The organism is Candidatus Nanosynbacter sp. TM7-087 (assembly GCF_022828365.1).
GTDB lineage: Bacteria > Patescibacteriota > Saccharimonadia > Saccharimonadales > Saccharimonadaceae > Nanosynbacter.
Genome location: NZ_JAJQJU010000002.1, coordinates 63,288 through 79,221 on the forward strand (window position 1 = coordinate 63,288; position 15,934 = coordinate 79,221).

Sequence of the window (15,934 nt, forward strand, 5' to 3'; positions counted from 1 at the left end):
TATTTTACGAATGCAGTTTAGCTTCTTTTGGTAATTTAGTGCCTTTAAGAATCTCGTCAACCTCAGATTCTTCCAGAGTTTCTTCCTTTAGTAGAGCCTCAGCCAACTTATCAAGGAACGAACGATTCTCTTTCAATACCAACATTGCACGATGTTTAGCTTCGGTAATCAATTGCGCGACTTCCTCATCAATCATCTTCGCAGTCTCATCAGAATACGGACGCTCTCTGGTCATCTTATCGAACATCAAGCCGCCGTTATCTTCATGGAATACTTGATCGCGCAAGCCCTTGCCCATTCCTTGCTCAATCACCATATCACGGGCAATTTCAGTCGCTTTTCGCAAATCCGAACCAGCTCCAGTAGTGATTCCGTCATCGCCGTAAATCAACTGTTCAGCGATTCGTCCGCCCATTGCCCGAGCCAAAATATCCTTAAACTCGTAAACATTCGTGTAGCTCTTATCTTCTGGCGGCAAGAACCACGTTATTCCACCGGTACCGCCGCGTGGAATAATCGTAACCTTGTGAACTGGGTCGGAATCAGGCAAGACGTGACCAACAATTGCGTGGCCAGCTTCGTGATAAGCAGTCAATTCTTTCTCGTGATCGTTCATTATCTTAGTCTTGCGCTCTGGACCAATTGCCACACGCTCAAACGCCTCAGTTAATTCGTCATTTGAGATCTTCTTCTTGTTGCGACGAGCGGCAATGATCGCAGCTTCATTAGCCATATTTGCCAAGTCCGCACCAGATGAGCCAGCGGTTTTTGCTGCCAATTTATCAAGATCAACAGTTTCATCAGTTGGCTTTTTCTTAAAGTGAACCTTCAGAATTGCCTCACGATCTTTACGTTCTGGTAATGTAATATTCACACGTCGGTCAAATCGTCCAGGGCGAAGCAAAGCCGGATCCAAAACATCCGCGCGGTTGGTTGCCGCCAAAACAATAACATTATTTTCGCCATCAAAACCATCCATTTCCACCAAAATCTGGTTCAGGGTTTGCTCGCGCTCATCATGACCACCACCCATACCAGAGCCACGCTTACGACCCACGGCGTCAATCTCGTCAATAAATATAATGCACGGCGCATTTTTCTTAGCCTTAGAAAATAGGTCTCGCACTCGGCTAGCGCCAACACCGACAAACATTTCCACAAATTCAGAACCGGAGATCGAGAAGAATGGCACACCAGCCTCACCAGCAACAGCTCGGGCTAGCATCGTCTTACCTGTACCTGGATTACCGACTAACAATACGCCTTTTGGAATCCTTGCGCCCAAATCTTTATATTTCTTCGGATGCTTGAGGAAATCAACAACTTCCTGCAGATCTTGCTTGGCGTTATCATTTCCAGCGATATCCGTAAACAGAACCTTTTCTTTATCTTGTCCATACAGGCGAGCCTTACTCTTGCCAAATCCCATCGCTTGATTATTTTGACCCTGAGCTTGGCGCATCATAAACATAAAGAACACCACGACAATCAGCACAGGCACAACCATAACCGCCAGGTTCCACATAGTTTCGCCGGTTGTGGATGGTGGAATAACCTTCACCTCAACCTTAGCATCCTTGTTCAAGCCCTGCTCATAAATGCTACTAGATTCCTTGACTGAACGTTCAGTAGGTTTTGACTCTCCCTTAGGCGTCACCTTAATATCGTTTCCTTGAATCTCCAATTGAGCAATTTTACCGTCATTTGCTCGACGCACTACATCAGATAATGCAACATCTTTAAGATTTGACGCAGGGAAGAGCGTTGCGTAAAAAATTAACGCTACAAAAATTATAATTGCCCAAAACAATCCAAATCGTAAAATTTGACTTATTCTATTCTTTCCATTTCTTTGAGGCATCTTAACAGCCATTCTCAACTAATCCTTTCGCCTATACTAATCAAACTCTCTTTATTATAACACTTCTTAGCGTCAATTTCATCACAATGCCGCCGCCAGCTTGCCAGCAAGAGCCAGCTTTTCCAATTTTTATAGCAATTAGCATACGCTCCAGTTGAGAACCCAGTAACGACACGTCATAATGTCGTAAAACGTAATAATATAGTAATTCTTGTGCGACATTATCATCTATCATTGTCAAAAAATACCGACTCAGGACTTCTCCATCAAACTTCTCTATCTCCTGCTCAATTTCCCCTCTTAATTCTCTCTGTTTTCGCCACGCCTCATATACTCCAAGCTTCTGGTATTCATCAAGTTCACGATTTATCTTGCGTCTAAATTTATTTCTCTGATACAAGTCGCTTTGATTTGTCTCATCTTCACACCATTCCAATTTCTGGCGAATCGCATATTCATAAATTCTCTGCTTCGTCCATCCATTCATAGGTCTAACTATTTGACTATCGCTCATCCCCGCCAAGCCTCGCCACCTGGAGCCACGCTTAAGGTTCATCGCTACAGTTTCAATAATGTCATCTCGATGATGCGCTGTCACTATCACGCCACCAAAATCCGTCGCCACGCCACGCAAAAATTCATACCGTCTTTGGCGTGCCAATTCTTCACTAGCATCAGCCCCCAACTTTTCACGCCGACAAACAAATTGTATTTTATACCTATCAGCTAAAGCCTCGACAAATCTAGCATCACTAGCCGAATCCTCACGAATTCCGTGGTCAAAATGAGCGACCACCAAATCTTTTTCCGTTCGCGACATCAAATCCAGCAAAACTACCGAATCAATCCCACCACTGACTGCGATAATATATCTCACATATCCATTATCTCACAATTTACCTAAAACGTATTTGGCAAATTTTATACTATCTGTTACAATCAATGCAGTGTGGCACCGTAGCTCAGCTGGTTAGAGCGCAGGACTCATAAGCCTGAGGTCGGTGGTTCGGGTCCACCCGGTGCTACCAGAAATTATCTTTCCTCGTCAATACGACGGGGAATTTTTTATAGATACTGAATTAAATTAGCTCAAGCTCTTCAGATTGAGCGCCGTCCAAAGCCGCCAATCGTCGTGACACAAAACTATCCAATTCCCATGAATTACGCTGACGCTCCCACGTTGCTAAATCCTTTTTTCGAGTTACTTCTAAAAATTCAGCTAATTCACTGGTGTTGATTTCCATATTTTTTCCTTTTTTGTGTTAATTATTTAACTGTCTTTATACTATCATAAATTTGACAAAAAAGCAATACCTTTTTCGGTCATTATTTACCTTTTCATTCCGCTTGTGGTACACTGGTAGAGAAGGATTTATACACAAAAATGACCCCTGTAACAATCTCATCACTGGCTACCATAATTTTTGCAGCGATTATTCACGCTAGTTTTCAGCTTAGCGTCAGTGTTTTAACGTTACTTAGCGGACATTCAATTGGCAAAAAAACCGCCCAGAGAAAAATTTTTCGTATGAGCAACAGTTTTGTACTTGGAGTCGCAATGATCACCTTGTTACTTATCAGCTCAATTTCCTATTTCTTATCACTATTCATCCACCACATCACCAGCGCAGAGCAACTCGTTGCCGCCATCTCTTCAGGGATGATGTTTGGATTAGGAATCGCAATTTGGGCATTCTACTTTCGACGACAACCAGGAACTTCATTATGGCTTCCACGCAATTTTGCGGAATATTTAAACAAGCGCACCAAAAAAACCAAAAATTCCATAGAAAGCTTTGCTCTGGGAATAATTAGCGTTATTGCAGAAATCATATTCATCATCGCGCCAATTATCGCCGCTAGTCTGGCTATTATCACCCTACCAGACCCCTTCTTGCAAATCATCAGCATGACAATCTACGTCATCGTGTCCACGCTGCCGTTGTTTGTCGTTATCGTCTTGATCGGCAGCGGACGCAGCATCTCTAATCTACAACGTTGGAGAGAAGAACATAAGAGATTTTTGCAATTCGCCAGCGGCGGTAGCTTACTAATTTTGGCGGCATTCCTATTTGTCGACCGCGCTATTGGCGTCATTAGCTATGGAGGCAATCTATGGTAAAGCCAGGTCAAATTGACGTCATCAAACAAGGAAAACGACCACCAGAGGAGTTTAGCCCAGATAAGCTCCACAATTCCATAATTGCCACCTGTCTAAGCGTTCGCACACCAGAAGGTCAAGCTCAAGACATTGCAAAAACCGTCACTTTGGGCGTCATGAATTGGTGTGAAACTCACCCAGAAATAACCTCTGCTGATATCCGCCGCCAAGCACAACGCATTATGAAAACTCTACATCCTGACGCAGCCTATTTATATAAAAATTATAAAACCATAATTTAGGAGATTTGATGTCGCAAAAACCAACTTTTGACTATGACTATATCGTAATTGGTAGTGGCGCTGGCGGTTCACCCGCAGCCAGCATACTAGCAAGTGCCGGAAAAAAAGTTGCTGTTGTAGAAAAATCAACATTCGGCGGGGAATCACCAAACTGGGGAGATGTACCAACTGGATTCTTAACTCACGCTCTTAACGTTTATCAAACAGCCAAAGATGCCGCTAGGTTTGGGTTGCGCACTAACTCGGTTGGGTATAATTACCCTTCTCTGCTATCCTGGAAAGACAAAGTTGTAAAGAGAACTGGAGCTGGCGGCAATCGCTATTATTACGAAAAACAAGGCATTAGTGTTTTTGCTGGCAATGCACATTTCTTGAGTCCGAACGAAATAGCCATCAATAGAAGACACTTGTCCGCTCGCAAATTTCTCATTGCAACTGGATCTGATTGGCAAATTCCAGAAATACCTGGGTTAAGCGCCGTTTCTTATCACACTCCAAAAACTATTTTTAGCTTGAAGCGCCCACCAAAAACCATATTCATTGTTGGCGCGGGAGCTACAGCACTAGAATTGGCGCACATCTTCTCCACCCTGGGAACAAAAGTTTACGTAGCAGAGAAATCGTCCAGAATATTATCAACATTTGACCCAGAAGTCAGCACTTTGGTTACGAATGACGCAAAAAATCGCAATATTTCAATCTTAGCTCGCACTAAGGTTATCGCTATACAAAAATCGTCTATACAAAAGCGCGTCACTTTTCTGCAAGGACGAATAGAGAAATCTGTACGCGTTGATGAGATTCTAATTGCCGACCAACAATTGCCTGCAACAGATTTAGGCTTAGAGAACGCCGGCGTAAAATATACCGAAAATGGCATTTTGGTTAATTCTTACCTGCAAACTTCCGCTCGACATATTTTTGCCGCAGGAAATGTAACTGACGCCAATATCCAAACCCACACAGCTTTAGCGCAGAGTCGTATTGCAGCTCATAATTTGCTACATAATAATAAGATTAAATTCAATGATTCCCCACGCCTACAAGTTGCATTTACTCAGCCAGAAATAGCTCAAATTGGAATGAATGAATATGATTGTAAGGTGAAAGGAATAAGCGCAAAAATAGCAATTGTTCCGCTCACGACTACCGTACGCAGCAATATTACCGACCAGCGAATAGGTTTTGTGAAATTGATCGTTGACAAGAAGCGAGTTGTCATAGGCGGAACGATCGTCGGACCACACGCTAGCGATATGGCAGCCGAGCTAACCCTAGCTGTTCGACATAAAATTACCAGCGAAGAACTGGCATCCACTCCGCATTGTTTTACTTCTTGGTCAGAAGCCGTGCGAATTGCCGCTGGAAAACTTCTATAATTACCTCTGATGCGCTATAATAAGTCTCACGGGGGCGTAGCTCAGGGGTTAGAGCAGTCGGCTCATAACCGATTGGTCGCTGGTTCGATCCCAGCCGCCCCCACCACATTCTGAATTCGAATTTGATAATCATAAGATGAATATTTTTACCATTCCTGCTACAATATTATGTGGTAGATATTAAATTTGCAAAAATGAACAAATTAAAACTCAAACGATTAATTTACAGAATACAGCACGACTATTTGACCCTAAATAATGTCGTTATTGCAGCTGCGATTTTAATTGCCATGAGTTGGGCCTGGGGCTCCATTGAATCAATGCAGAAAAACTACGAGTTGCAACGGTCTATAGACAATAAACGCCAACAAGTGGAAATAGAAAAATTGCAAGTCACCTTGCTGGAATACGAATCGAAATATTATCAAAGCGAAGAGTATCAAGAATTAACTATTAGACAGCGCACGGGAAAAGGTCTACCTGGCGAAAAACAGCTCATCACCCAGTCATTTGAAAGCGCCACGCCTGCCCAAAAATTCGCATCAAACACGAAACGGACTGACAGCAACTTCCAACAATGGATGAACTTTCTATTTGGTGGCAATAGTCATAAACACTAAGGTGTTGCAATTATCACGTTAAGCTGATATCATAATTATGTATCGCGGGGTAGAGCAGCCTGGTAGCTCGTTTGGCTCATAACCAAAAGGTCGTAGGTTCAAATCCTACCCCCGCCACCAAGAAAAATCCCTCTTCATTCAGAAGGGGGCTTTTTCTTTACGCATTATTATCTATACAGCCCTTATTCCAACCTGAACGTTTCTTGCCTGCTTTAGTCAGAGATGTGGCTGTGCGAACTTTTTTATAGTCCAAAACATCACTTAGGACAGCCCCTCCTAATTTACCATACAGTTCACAATCAAGCTTAAGTGGACATGCTTCACAAGCACTTATAGCAAGTCTGGCAACTTCAGAAATATCACTACCCCTGTTTCTTTCTATGCGACGAGCTCGATCATAGTCACCACGACCTCTATGACATTCGGCAAAGCCAGCACGACGACGAATCCTGCCGAAAAGATCACACATCTCAACTATAATTCTATTTCTCTTCGTAAAATCTTCATCACTATAACTATTCGCATCAGGAACAAAATCTTCGCCTAAATAATCCAACGGCACAACATTACCGTCCGAATCAACAACATCAATAACGCCCGCTCTGTTTGGCCTAGCAAGCTCCAACACTTCAACCGTCTTCGACTTCATATAGTAACTATTATACCACAATATCCACAAATAATCAACCCCACAAAAAACTCCCCTGCTTTTTACAGAGGAGTTATGGCACCTGTTTGTTTGGTTTTACTATATCACCAAACGCGCTTATGGTGCAAGCAAAGGACTATTTTTTCTTAGAAATTGTCAAAAAGCCGTTGCGTGGGTTTTCTTTCACAATACGATCTTCTGGTAGATCACATGGTGTACCCTTTTCATTCTTCTCAACCTTAGCGAAGAAGTAAATAGTTTGAGTCTTGCCGCCGCGCAAAGTTACGTCAGTCTTATGCAAGTAATATGTGATGCCCTTTGAGTTGGTATGTTTATAAGCCATTTGGTTATATACCTCCTATTAATGATATACCTATATAGATTACTATCTCTATATCACCCCTGTCAAGCTAAAAAAGCTTATTTCGCCGCCTAATCATCAACTTTAACATCCCCAGAACAACCAACCTCATTACGATAATCATAGCAATGAATATCGTCACCAGCAAAGACCACCCCGCGTAATCAGCTGACCATATCGGCGAGACGAAAGTGTGATAATACGGCTCGGTTGAAGGTGCTTCAAACTGCAAGTTAGTGGCTTTCGCGGCAGGATATTTCGCCCACTCCTCGTTAATACAATTGATATACCTCGGATCCGCCTGTGTCGTAAATCGGCCGTAACCGCCTTGTTGCGCCCTAGCATCACAAACAGCCCTAACTTTCGACACAGTGTCATTGTTAGACTGATTTTTTATCTCCTCCTCGAACTCTTTCAGCTTCCGGTCATACATTTGTTTATACGTATGATCCAGCGCAATCTTCCCCGGATCAGCGTTCATATGTGTAGATACATAACGCTGCAAATCGTATAGTCGCTGCTGAAGATTGACTATATCTCCAGCCTTATCTGCATTTTCTACAGATTCTCGTCGCTCGACCATACCAACATTATTCAACCTCAAAAAAGTCGCAGAAATAAATCCAGACATAATCAATAAAATAACCAACTGCCAAGTCTTAATCTGACTGAGTCGCTTAATTCTGAACTTAGTTTTCTTCTTGTCTATAGCCATCCCACCGCCTTCTCTATGATTTTAGTATAGCAAATTATCCCAATGACGTGAATATTGTTACCGCTGCGGTGGTATAATATTTGTATGCGAATTTATTTTTCAGGAATTGGCGGCGTTGGTATCGGACCACTGAGTAGAATTGCTTTAGAAGCTGGATATGACGTTTGCGGCTCCGACAGATCACCAAGTCTAATCACAAACGAATTAGAGTCAGCTGGAATACCTATTTCTTTAGATCAATCTGGCGCATTTTTACAATCAGAACACGAAAAGTCACCATTTGACTGGTTTATTTACACCGCTGCTTTACCGGAAAATCACCCAGAATTAGTCTTGGCGCGAAAATTAGGCATAAAAACCAGCAAGCGTGATGAGCTTTTGGCGCAGATTATTGCTGATAAAAATCTCAACCTCATTGCAATCGCTGGTACGCACGGAAAAACCACAACAACAAGTATGCTAGTCTGGACAATGGAGCAATTGCAAATTCCTGTTAGTTATTCTGTGGGTTCGACTTTAAGCTTTGGACCAAGCGGAACATTTGATAAAAATAGCCAATTTTTCGTATACGAATGTGACGAATTTGACCGCAACTTTTTGCATTTTTCTCCAGAAATTAGCCTTATCACATCTGTTGATTACGACCATCCAGACACATATCCAACAAAAGAATCTTACTTAGACGCCTTCCGTGAATTCGGTGAAAAATCTAAAAAAGTTATCGCGTGGCAAGAAAATTCCGCCATATTTGATGAGAAAAATCTAACAATCTTGCACGATTCCAACAAAAACATCACTCTGCCCGGCGAGCACAACCGAAAGAACGCTACTTTGGTGATCGAAGCTTTGAAGCATATGGGAGTGGACGCGGAGGAGTTAGAAATATACCAAGCAACAAACTCCTTCCCTGGCTCAGGACGACGTTTTGAAAAGCTCGCCGAAAATCTATATTCTGACTATGGACATCACCCAGTTGAAATTCAAGCGACATTACAGATGGCTAAGGAGTTGTCAAACGATGTAATCCTGGTTTATCAGCCACACCAAAATGTTCGCCAGCACGAGATAATTGATCAATACACTGATGATATTTTCCGTGATGCCAATGAAATTTACTGGCTGCCGACTTACTTAACTAGGGAAAATCCAGATTTGCCAACCTTGACGCCGCAACAACTTGCTAAAAATATTGACAAAGAAAAAGTTCATTTTGCCGAATTAGATGGCAGTTTATGGCAAGAAATAACCGCGGCAAGGAACTCTGGCAAGCTCGTCCTGTGCATGGGCGCTGGCACAATCGACGGATGGATTCGCGAGCAATTAGCTAAAAATTAGCGATCATCTCCGCTGCCATGAATCTTTCCCCGACTCTGGCGACTGAGCAGTTTATCATTATTTCTGCGAGCCACTTCCTCTAAACTACAACCGAGCAAATGCGCTATAGAATTGACATACCAAAGCACGTCACCGAGCTCTTTTATTATTGCGTCGCGGTCATTCTCCGAAATCTCGCCATTTTTATCACGTAAAATTTTCTTAAACTTCTCCATAACTTCGCCAGATTCGCCACTTAATCCCAATATCTGTGCCGTCAATCTCGCGTCAACATCGCCATATTTATGAGAATCTTTATCTGTTAAGGTAGAAATTGCTTTAGTTGAATAATCGTTAAATTGCATAATATTCCTTTCATTTATTAGCGGGTAGTTCTTACGAAATTAATAGTTTTTCCTTCGCCAATCCACCTTTGCTCGTAAGTCGTCATTATTTTATATTCGTCATTTAGCGCGGATTCATGAAGATCAAAACTCAACTCTTTAATTTGCCATTTTTCTGCCACCAATTGCTCCAAGCTCCAGCAGAAAAAAATGTGATCGTCGTGTTTGATTAATAAAGACCCGTCCGATTTTAGCAATGAAGAATACTTCTTCAAAAAATTAGGATGAGTCAAGCGGCGCCCAGCGCTATGCTTCCTCGGAAACGGATCAGGAAATGTTACCCAAATTTGCTCCAAAGAATTCTGCTCCACTAATTGGTCTATTTGGTCAGCCCGCGCCCGAACAAAAAACACATTCTCCAGCCCTTTTTCTTCAGCAATTTTCGCGCCCTTCTGTAATCGATCGCCTTTAACGTCAATTGCTAAAAATGTTTTTTCAGGATGGCGCAATGCAAGCTCCACGCTGAATAGTCCAGTTCCGGCACCGATTTCCAAACAATCGATTTCCCGCTTTGCCCACTCGTCAAATTCAAAACACAGAGGTGAATTGTGAAATAAAGCAAACTTATACTTCTTACGTTTTCTAGTGATAATAAATTGATTCGGATCGACAAAACTCATATTTTCTATTATACTAAATCAATAATGGATAAGCTTATAAAACAGTTCTTAAATTCTTCTACGTTAGGTCAATGGCTACACGGCAACAACCTTGGCTGGCTAATTAGTGAACGCATTATCGACACAGTCAGCATTATTATCGGCTCTGTTTTTGTTTATTTTCTGGGGAAATATTTATTATCTTGGACTATCCATTATTCTATACGCTCCACCGCTAAACATCGTTCCTGGCACCGTAAAGACATAGAAAAGCGCGAAAAAACTCTCATCCAATTAACCCGAAGTTTCTGGCAAATCATAATAATTTTCTATGTAGCCGCAATTGTCGCCAATAAACTATTTCTATTTGATTTATCGCCGCTATTCGCTAGTGCTGGCATAATCGGTGTGGCATTAGGATTTGGCGCTCAATCGCTCGTTAAGGACTTCTTGTCTGGTATTTTCATCATCGCCGAAAATCAATATCGTGTTGGCGATGTTGTTGACGTAATGGGAGCCGCTGGAACCGTCGAGAGAGTCGGCACTCGCACTACTGTTATACGAGATTCTGAGGGTAATGTTCATTATGTTCCGAATGGCACGATTCAGCACGTTATCAATAAAACTATGGGCTATAGTATGTCGCGCTTCAGCATTTATATCGACCCAAGTTCCGACATTTCTGCAGTTACAGACATCATTAACGCTACTGGTCAAGAATTGGCTAAAGAAAAGGCTTGGCAAAAGAAAATTATCGATCCGCCTAAATTCGTTTCCGTTGGTGATATTACTGGACGAGGAACAGAATTGATCATTGCTGGAAAAACTCAGCCATCCGATCAGTGGTCTGTGACTTCCGAGATGCGACATCGATTGCTACAGAACTTTGACCGCGAAGGCGTTCTTTTGGCAACCCTGCCGACCCCAACCTCAATAACCAGAAGATAAAGATTAATTATTAGACAAACCTAACTCTTTATCGCTCAACACATCATTAGAAAACGCTTTGATTTTATTAACGCTCTCTACTTCTTTATCATAAATTCCCAAAAATTCCTTCAATGTATCCTTGCTTACTGTACCTTGCGCGTCAAATTCGTGACTTTTTTCATCCGCATCCTTGCTAATTTGATTGCGGCGAGAAGCGTATTCTGGGCGACTCAAGTCTAATCGATAAGCGTCAGTCTTGTAATACATAAACATCGCAATCGATACCAACACAACCGAGACCGCAATAGTCAGCCCAATAAATGTAGCGAATTTATAACTACGAAATAATTCCTTAGCTCTATTCATTAGAACCTCCAGACAGCGAATTTTTAATAACTTGCACTTCTTCTTTATATCTCACCAATAATTCATCCAAGACCTTCACGTCCTCAGAAAGTTTATTACGAGCCTCGCGAGCGACGGTCAATTTTTGATAATAGTCTGCCACATTATTAGAGCAATTTGCGCGCTGAAGATCAGTCATCGCAGTATCGTAATCGTTGTAATTGCTATTAAACTTAAGTCTCGTCAACTCGAATTCATTAGTAATATTCACTAACTTTGAGCTGTCCAGCTTATTGATTGCCAATCGACCGTTCAGCCTGGCCATAAGTTTGGTAGAAATAGAATTATATCTCTGTCCAACGTTAACTCTAGTTAGAGCGTCATTGGTATGGATATTTTTAATAGCAACTCTTACGGAACTACAGTTTCGATCAAGCGTTTTTATAATCTCAGAATCAGCCGTAGCATCGACGGACTGAGCCTCAACTGCCCGTGGCGTCACTAACAAACTAGAAGTAATCAAAAAAGACGCGAGATAGAAAGTAACTTTTTTCATCACTTATATTATCTCACGTCTTCTTGAATAGAGTCAAATATTACTTGAAACGTTTTTCGACGTTACCCTTAACGTCTTTTGCGGTTTCTGCTACAGCATCTCCAACTTTCTGAGAGCCAGCTTTTAACGAACTTAAGCTGTCTTTTGCTGCGGCAGTCGCTTTGCAAGCCACCTTTTCAGTGTCGGCTTTCATTTTTACAGCTTTATCCTTCAAGTCTTTCCTTGTTTCCTTACCGCTCTTTGGTGCAGTTAAAATTCCAGCTGTAAAACCTGCTGCTACCGCTCCGATAATTGCTAAAACTTTTTTCATATATTTACTCCTTTTTAATTATTTTTTACGAAATAAACCTGATATTTCACTAAAAACTTTTGTTGGCGACAACCACTCAGTCGCACTAGCTACGTTAGTTGTAATTTTGCTAACGCTTTTCATGACCGTATTAAGTCTTACCAACAAGGCGATGACCACCGCCAGTAGCGTTACGATAATAACCGACAACAATCCTACGATAATTGATAATAAAACGATGGCTGTTTGGATATCTTCCACGCTTTACCTTTCTGCAAAAGTTTATATTTGTTATGTTTATTTTAGCATGCTTGTTAAATTGTTTGTATTAGATAATCTAACTATTTCACTATAGCATAAGCTTATTAAATTGTCAATAGAGATGTACGCTAATTGTTAGTAATATGATAAACTGGTATGGTTATGCGAGATTTTTTCAAACGATACATACCAGAATTTGTTTACGGCGCCGTCGACGGAACAGTAACAACATTTGCAGTCGTGGCGGCTTCAGCCGGTGCTGGAATATCCAGTTCAGTAATTCTTATATTAGGAATTGCTAATTTAATAGCCGACGGATTCTCAATGGGATCTAGCGCATATTTAGCAGCCAGCGCTGAACACGAAGAATCCGTTCGCGACAGCCAAAAACGCTCATCCCCAAAGATCATAGGCGTAGTAACATTCTTAGCTTTCGTGGTGGTCGGTAGCGTACCAGTATTGCCATATTTGATTGACGTAATTGCAAACTTAAAGGCGCCAAACGCGGTATTATTCTATGTTAGCTCGGCGCTAACTGCGGCAACGTTCTTAGCAATCGGCTTCATCAAAGGCAAAGTCAGCAAACAATCACCCTGGCAGTCTGCAGGCATCACGTTACTCCTTGGGGCAATTGCAGCAGGGCTAGCCTACTTCGCGGGCGACATTTTGGCAGCGTGGCTTGGTATTAGGATTTAGATTTTCTGCAATAAAATTTATTATTTTATCTATATTGCACACAGCATTTTCGCTTACCACACCACCATTCAAATAGATGCGCCTATTGATTTCCAACATCACCGACTGTATCTTTGGATTTTCATCGTGATAAAATTCCATCGGAACTAGCGCCCCAGAATACGGATAATTTAACTCACAGCTATATCCCATTTTTTCAATATATGTCTTTAATTTTGATGCGTTGTCTTTATCGAACCATTTTTCATCATAGCCGAGGCAAATATCAGGTAAATTCTCCGTCCAGCCAAACAATCTTCGCACTAATTCATCGCTATAACTATGAATATCAATAATCACACACGATCCATATCGATCAACAATTTCCCTACTCAATACGTTTAGCTGTTTGTGATGTAAGTCGTATGATTTGCCCAAAATTTCCTCCCGGCGGGATAGTCCTATTTTGCGATATTGCGTACCGTCAGATAAATGCGTATAAGTCGCCCCCATACCCAGCTTAGCCATCGACTCAGCTTCGTCATCACGAAACCTCTCGACGTCACAATATAGCCGCGAATATTTAGCTATAATTTTATGGCTATCTATATTTTTAACAAGCTCATCAACTTTATAATCAGCAATGAAACGCAATTCCCTCTCGATAGTCTCTTTATCTACCGTAACATCGCGCCAAAAATCTGGCGGCAAGCACAACGAGGCGTGAGGAATGTGAAGAATAATATTATCCATCACCCTACGAGCATCTCCCGTGAACTCAATGCTAAATCTCACAAACCCAATTCGCGTAGCTGAGCGGGATCGACAACCGATGGTGAATTCATCATCACATCCACGCCAGAGCCATTCTTTGGAAACGCCAGAGTCTCGCGGACGTTTTGCTCATCGGTCAATTCCATCAAAATACGATCAACACCAAAAGCACATCCTGCGTGAGGCGGAGCGCCGTATTTGAAAGCGCCTAACATAGCACCAAACTTTTCTTCAACATAAGACTCACTGAAGCCCAGCAACCCAAACACTTTATAAAGCACTGCTGGGTTGTGATTGCGCACGCCGCCAGAGCAAATTTCGTAGCCGTTCATCACCATATCAAACTGATCAGCGACAATGGATAATTTTTCGGCATCAGTTTCAGCAGACTCCAGAGCTTGCAAACCACCCTTTGGCATACTGAACGGATTATGACCAAAGTCAAGTTTTTTACTTCGGTCATCCCACTCGTAAAACGGAAAATCAATAATCCAAGCAAACGCCACGACCGATGGATCCTTAAGATTAAAGTGCGAGGCAAATTCATTACGCAAGCGCCCCAATACCGCGTTAACAACCGAGCGAGAATCAGCACCAAAGAACACTGCATCGCCATCAACCGCACCAGTTTTTTGCTGGATATCAGCTAATTCCTTCTCACTCAAGAATTTCGCAATTGGAGATTTTGCTTCACCGTCTTGATATGTGATGTACGCCAAACCGCCAGCGCCTTCGCTTTTAGCGATATTAGTGAAATTGTCAATTTGCTTGCGGCTCAAACTTACGCCATTTTTTACACAAATAGCCTTAACGCATTCAGCATTTTTAAATACACCAAACTCAGTCTCCGAGAACACGTCCGCCAGTTCTATCAATTCCATACCAAATCGCAAATCCGGCTTATCAGAACCGTAAGTTTCCATGGCGTCGCGATACGAAATTCGCGGAATTGGACTACCATCACCAACCGCCAAATCGCTCAAATCCAACAATTTTTTACCAGCAAAATCAGTCGCAAGCTGCTTCATTAAAGGTTCGACCTCAGCACGAACTTCTTCGCCATTTTCAGCAAAACTCATCTCTAAATCAAGCTGATAAAACTCGCCATATAAGCGATCTGCTCGTGGATCTTCATCACGGAAACAAGCCGCCAACTGATAATAACGCGACACACCACCAACCATCAGCAGCTGCTTAAACTGCTGTGGGGCTTGTGGCAAAGCGTAAAACTTCCCTTCCTGCAAACGACTCGGAATCAGAAAATCACGCGCACCCTCAGGACTTGAGTTAGCCAAAATTGGCGTTTGAATTTCAATAAAATCTCGATCGTCCATATATTTATGGATTCGACGATACATTTCGGCGCGCTTTTTAAGCATATTTTGCATTTTTGGACGACGCAAATCAAGATAACGATACTTGAATCTTAGTTCTTCGCCAGCTTGATTATCCTCGGCAAATGGCTGAATTGGCAAAGTTTCGGCTCGGTTCAAAATCTCCAAATTGTCCACAACAATTTCCACATCACCACTGGCAATATTCGGATTTTTCAGACCTTCGCCACGCTCCGCAACCACGCCACAAGCACGAACCACAAACTCATCTCGTAAGCTTTCCGCCAAAGAAAAAGCATCTTTTCTATCAGGATTAATAACCAACTGAACCAGACCTGTATGGTCGCGCAAATCAATAAAAATCAATCCGCCATGATCACGCCTGGAATGAACCCAGCCCGCAACTGTAATATTCTCACCAACTTTTTTAGAAGTTTCTGCCGCCAAAATTCTATTTTTCATATC

General features: G+C 42.1%; 21 protein-coding genes and 3 tRNA genes. 10 read left to right on the forward strand and 14 right to left on the reverse strand.

Features of this window, described 5'->3' with window-relative positions; all coding sequences use genetic code 11:
- Positions 1 to 4 precede the first annotated feature (4 nt).
- Positions 5 to 1,873: an ATP-dependent zinc metalloprotease FtsH gene (gene ftsH, locus LRM41_RS03225; RefSeq protein ID WP_243819432.1), complete on the reverse strand. Its 1,869-nt coding sequence runs from the start codon at positions 1,871 to 1,873 to the stop codon at positions 5 to 7.
- Between the two features lie 28 nt (positions 1,874 to 1,901).
- Positions 1,902 to 2,738, reverse strand: a complete 837-nt coding sequence (tilS, locus tag LRM41_RS03230; protein ID WP_243819433.1) for a tRNA lysidine(34) synthetase TilS — start codon at positions 2,736 to 2,738, stop codon at positions 1,902 to 1,904.
- 74 nt (positions 2,739 to 2,812) lie between these two features.
- On the opposite strand from tilS, the gene LRM41_RS03235 reads away from it, so the two are divergent.
- Positions 2,813 to 2,889 (forward strand) — tRNA-Met (locus LRM41_RS03235).
- A gap of 51 nt (positions 2,890 to 2,940) precedes the next feature.
- Here LRM41_RS03235 and LRM41_RS03240 read toward each other — a convergent pair.
- On the reverse strand, positions 2,941 to 3,105 hold the full coding sequence (locus LRM41_RS03240; protein ID WP_243819434.1) for a hypothetical protein: 165 nt from the start codon (positions 3,103 to 3,105) through the stop codon (positions 2,941 to 2,943).
- Between the two features lie 140 nt (positions 3,106 to 3,245).
- On the opposite strand from LRM41_RS03240, the gene LRM41_RS03245 reads away from it, so the two are divergent.
- The 6 genes from LRM41_RS03245 to LRM41_RS03270 all read left to right on the forward strand — a co-directional run bounded on the left by LRM41_RS03245 (position 3,246) and on the right by LRM41_RS03270 (position 6,383).
- Positions 3,246 to 3,983, forward strand: coding sequence for a hypothetical protein (locus tag LRM41_RS03245; protein ID WP_243819435.1), 738 nt, complete (start codon positions 3,246 to 3,248; stop codon positions 3,981 to 3,983).
- Positions 3,977 to 4,264 (forward strand): hypothetical protein, encoded by a 288-nt coding sequence (locus LRM41_RS03250; RefSeq protein ID WP_129631704.1) that lies wholly within the window; start codon positions 3,977 to 3,979, stop codon positions 4,262 to 4,264. Before LRM41_RS03245 ends, LRM41_RS03250 begins: the two co-directional genes overlap by 7 nt.
- An 8-nt stretch (positions 4,265 to 4,272) precedes the next feature.
- Positions 4,273 to 5,643 (forward strand): dihydrolipoyl dehydrogenase family protein, encoded by a 1,371-nt coding sequence (locus LRM41_RS03255; protein ID WP_243819436.1) that lies wholly within the window; start codon positions 4,273 to 4,275, stop codon positions 5,641 to 5,643.
- A 30-nt stretch (positions 5,644 to 5,673) separates the two neighbouring features.
- Positions 5,674 to 5,749 (forward strand) — tRNA-Ile (locus LRM41_RS03260).
- Positions 5,750 to 5,813: 64 nt separating this feature from the next.
- On the forward strand, positions 5,814 to 6,263 hold the full coding sequence (locus LRM41_RS03265; RefSeq protein ID WP_243819437.1) for a hypothetical protein: 450 nt from the start codon (positions 5,814 to 5,816) through the stop codon (positions 6,261 to 6,263).
- A 43-nt stretch (positions 6,264 to 6,306) separates the two neighbouring features.
- Positions 6,307 to 6,383, forward strand: a tRNA-Met gene (locus tag LRM41_RS03270).
- Positions 6,384 to 6,420: 37 nt separating this feature from the next.
- Here the strand turns inward: LRM41_RS03270 and LRM41_RS03275 are convergent.
- The 3 genes from LRM41_RS03275 to LRM41_RS03285 all read right to left on the reverse strand — a co-directional run bounded on the left by LRM41_RS03275 (position 6,421) and on the right by LRM41_RS03285 (position 7,988).
- Complete coding sequence (locus LRM41_RS03275; protein ID WP_243819438.1) at positions 6,421 to 6,912, reverse strand: hypothetical protein; 492 nt, start codon at positions 6,910 to 6,912, stop codon at positions 6,421 to 6,423.
- Positions 6,913 to 7,048: 136 nt separating this feature from the next.
- The gene (locus LRM41_RS03280; RefSeq protein ID WP_082001355.1) at positions 7,049 to 7,255 is read right to left on the reverse strand and encodes a hypothetical protein; all 207 of its coding nucleotides are present in this window, start codon (positions 7,253 to 7,255) and stop codon (positions 7,049 to 7,051) included.
- A 67-nt stretch (positions 7,256 to 7,322) separates the two neighbouring features.
- Entirely contained in the window at positions 7,323 to 7,988 is a 666-nt protein-coding gene (locus LRM41_RS03285; protein WP_243819439.1) for a hypothetical protein, read from the reverse strand.
- A gap of 84 nt (positions 7,989 to 8,072) precedes the next feature.
- On the opposite strand from LRM41_RS03285, the gene LRM41_RS03290 reads away from it, so the two are divergent.
- Positions 8,073 to 9,323 (forward strand): UDP-N-acetylmuramate--L-alanine ligase, encoded by a 1,251-nt coding sequence (locus tag LRM41_RS03290; RefSeq protein ID WP_243819440.1) that lies wholly within the window; start codon positions 8,073 to 8,075, stop codon positions 9,321 to 9,323.
- Here LRM41_RS03290 and LRM41_RS03295 read toward each other — a convergent pair.
- Positions 9,320 to 9,667, reverse strand: coding sequence for a nucleoside triphosphate pyrophosphohydrolase family protein (locus tag LRM41_RS03295; protein ID WP_243819441.1), 348 nt, complete (start codon positions 9,665 to 9,667; stop codon positions 9,320 to 9,322). The genes LRM41_RS03290 and LRM41_RS03295 overlap by 4 nt on opposite strands.
- Positions 9,668 to 9,684: 17 nt before the next feature.
- Complete coding sequence (gene trmB / locus LRM41_RS03300; RefSeq protein ID WP_243819442.1) at positions 9,685 to 10,326, reverse strand: tRNA (guanosine(46)-N7)-methyltransferase TrmB; 642 nt, start codon at positions 10,324 to 10,326, stop codon at positions 9,685 to 9,687.
- Positions 10,327 to 10,350: 24 nt separating this feature from the next.
- Between trmB and LRM41_RS03305 the strand changes: the two genes are divergently transcribed.
- The gene (locus LRM41_RS03305; protein ID WP_243819443.1) at positions 10,351 to 11,253 is read left to right on the forward strand and encodes a mechanosensitive ion channel family protein; all 903 of its coding nucleotides are present in this window, start codon (positions 10,351 to 10,353) and stop codon (positions 11,251 to 11,253) included.
- 3 nt (positions 11,254 to 11,256) lie between these two features.
- Here LRM41_RS03305 and LRM41_RS03310 read toward each other — a convergent pair whose 3' ends face one another.
- The 4 genes from LRM41_RS03310 to LRM41_RS03325 are packed head-to-tail and all read right to left on the reverse strand — an operon-like array spanning position 11,257 to position 12,686.
- Positions 11,257 to 11,601 (reverse strand): hypothetical protein, encoded by a 345-nt coding sequence (locus LRM41_RS03310; protein WP_243819444.1) that lies wholly within the window; start codon positions 11,599 to 11,601, stop codon positions 11,257 to 11,259.
- Complete coding sequence (locus LRM41_RS03315) at positions 11,594 to 12,136, reverse strand: hypothetical protein (RefSeq protein WP_243819445.1); 543 nt, start codon at positions 12,134 to 12,136, stop codon at positions 11,594 to 11,596. Before LRM41_RS03315 ends, LRM41_RS03310 begins: the two co-directional genes overlap by 8 nt.
- Positions 12,137 to 12,176: 40 nt before the next feature.
- Entirely contained in the window at positions 12,177 to 12,446 is a 270-nt protein-coding gene (locus tag LRM41_RS03320; protein WP_129631738.1) for a YtxH domain-containing protein, read from the reverse strand.
- Positions 12,447 to 12,464: 18 nt separating this feature from the next.
- Entirely contained in the window at positions 12,465 to 12,686 is a 222-nt protein-coding gene (locus LRM41_RS03325) for a hypothetical protein (RefSeq protein WP_129636661.1), read from the reverse strand.
- Between the two features lie 162 nt (positions 12,687 to 12,848).
- Here LRM41_RS03325 and LRM41_RS03330 point away from each other — a divergent pair, with 162 nt between their 5' ends.
- Positions 12,849 to 13,382 carry a VIT1/CCC1 transporter family protein gene (locus LRM41_RS03330; protein WP_243819446.1) on the forward strand — a complete coding sequence of 178 codons (534 nt, stop codon included), beginning with the start codon at positions 12,849 to 12,851 and terminating at the stop codon, positions 13,380 to 13,382.
- Here the strand turns inward: LRM41_RS03330 and LRM41_RS03335 are convergent.
- On the reverse strand, positions 13,329 to 14,114 hold the full coding sequence (locus LRM41_RS03335) for an N-formylglutamate amidohydrolase (RefSeq protein ID WP_243819447.1): 786 nt from the start codon (positions 14,112 to 14,114) through the stop codon (positions 13,329 to 13,331). The two genes, LRM41_RS03330 and LRM41_RS03335, sit on opposite strands and share 54 nt — an antisense overlap.
- A 38-nt stretch (positions 14,115 to 14,152) precedes the next feature.
- The gene (aspS, locus tag LRM41_RS03340; RefSeq protein WP_243819448.1) at positions 14,153 to 15,931 is read right to left on the reverse strand and encodes an aspartate--tRNA ligase; all 1,779 of its coding nucleotides are present in this window, start codon (positions 15,929 to 15,931) and stop codon (positions 14,153 to 14,155) included.
- Positions 15,932 to 15,934 lie beyond the last annotated feature (3 nt).

Bases quoted from the DNA above. Each gene is read 5' to 3' on its own strand.
- LRM41_RS03240 (WP_243819434.1), bottom strand. From the start codon at position 3,105: ATGGAAATCAACACCAGTGAATTAGCTGAATTTTTAGAAGTAACTCGA.
- LRM41_RS03305 (WP_243819443.1), top strand. From the start codon at position 10,351: ATGGATAAGCTTATAAAACAGTTCTTAAATTCTTCTACGTTAGGTCAA.
- trmB (WP_243819442.1), bottom strand. From the start codon at position 10,326: ATGAGTTTTGTCGATCCGAATCAATTTATTATCACTAGAAAACGTAAG.
- LRM41_RS03250 (WP_129631704.1), top strand. From the start codon at position 3,977: ATGGTAAAGCCAGGTCAAATTGACGTCATCAAACAAGGAAAACGACCA.
- LRM41_RS03330 (WP_243819446.1), top strand. From the start codon at position 12,849: ATGCGAGATTTTTTCAAACGATACATACCAGAATTTGTTTACGGCGCC.
- LRM41_RS03290 (WP_243819440.1), top strand. From the start codon at position 8,073: ATGCGAATTTATTTTTCAGGAATTGGCGGCGTTGGTATCGGACCACTG.
- LRM41_RS03320 (WP_129631738.1), bottom strand. From the start codon at position 12,446: ATGAAAAAAGTTTTAGCAATTATCGGAGCGGTAGCAGCAGGTTTTACA.
- LRM41_RS03335 (WP_243819447.1), bottom strand. From the start codon at position 14,114: ATGGATAATATTATTCTTCACATTCCTCACGCCTCGTTGTGCTTGCCG.
- LRM41_RS03315 (WP_243819445.1), bottom strand. From the start codon at position 12,136: ATGAAAAAAGTTACTTTCTATCTCGCGTCTTTTTTGATTACTTCTAGT.
- ftsH (WP_243819432.1), bottom strand. From the start codon at position 1,873: ATGGCTGTTAAGATGCCTCAAAGAAATGGAAAGAATAGAATAAGTCAA.
- LRM41_RS03295 (WP_243819441.1), bottom strand. From the start codon at position 9,667: ATGCAATTTAACGATTATTCAACTAAAGCAATTTCTACCTTAACAGAT.
- LRM41_RS03255 (WP_243819436.1), top strand. From the start codon at position 4,273: ATGTCGCAAAAACCAACTTTTGACTATGACTATATCGTAATTGGTAGT.
- LRM41_RS03310 (WP_243819444.1), bottom strand. From the start codon at position 11,601: ATGAATAGAGCTAAGGAATTATTTCGTAGTTATAAATTCGCTACATTT.
- LRM41_RS03285 (WP_243819439.1), bottom strand. From the start codon at position 7,988: ATGGCTATAGACAAGAAGAAAACTAAGTTCAGAATTAAGCGACTCAGT.
- aspS (WP_243819448.1), bottom strand. From the start codon at position 15,931: ATGAAAAATAGAATTTTGGCGGCAGAAACTTCTAAAAAAGTTGGTGAG.
- LRM41_RS03280 (WP_082001355.1), bottom strand. From the start codon at position 7,255: ATGGCTTATAAACATACCAACTCAAAGGGCATCACATATTACTTGCAT.
- LRM41_RS03275 (WP_243819438.1), bottom strand. From the start codon at position 6,912: ATGAAGTCGAAGACGGTTGAAGTGTTGGAGCTTGCTAGGCCAAACAGA.
- LRM41_RS03245 (WP_243819435.1), top strand. From the start codon at position 3,246: ATGACCCCTGTAACAATCTCATCACTGGCTACCATAATTTTTGCAGCG.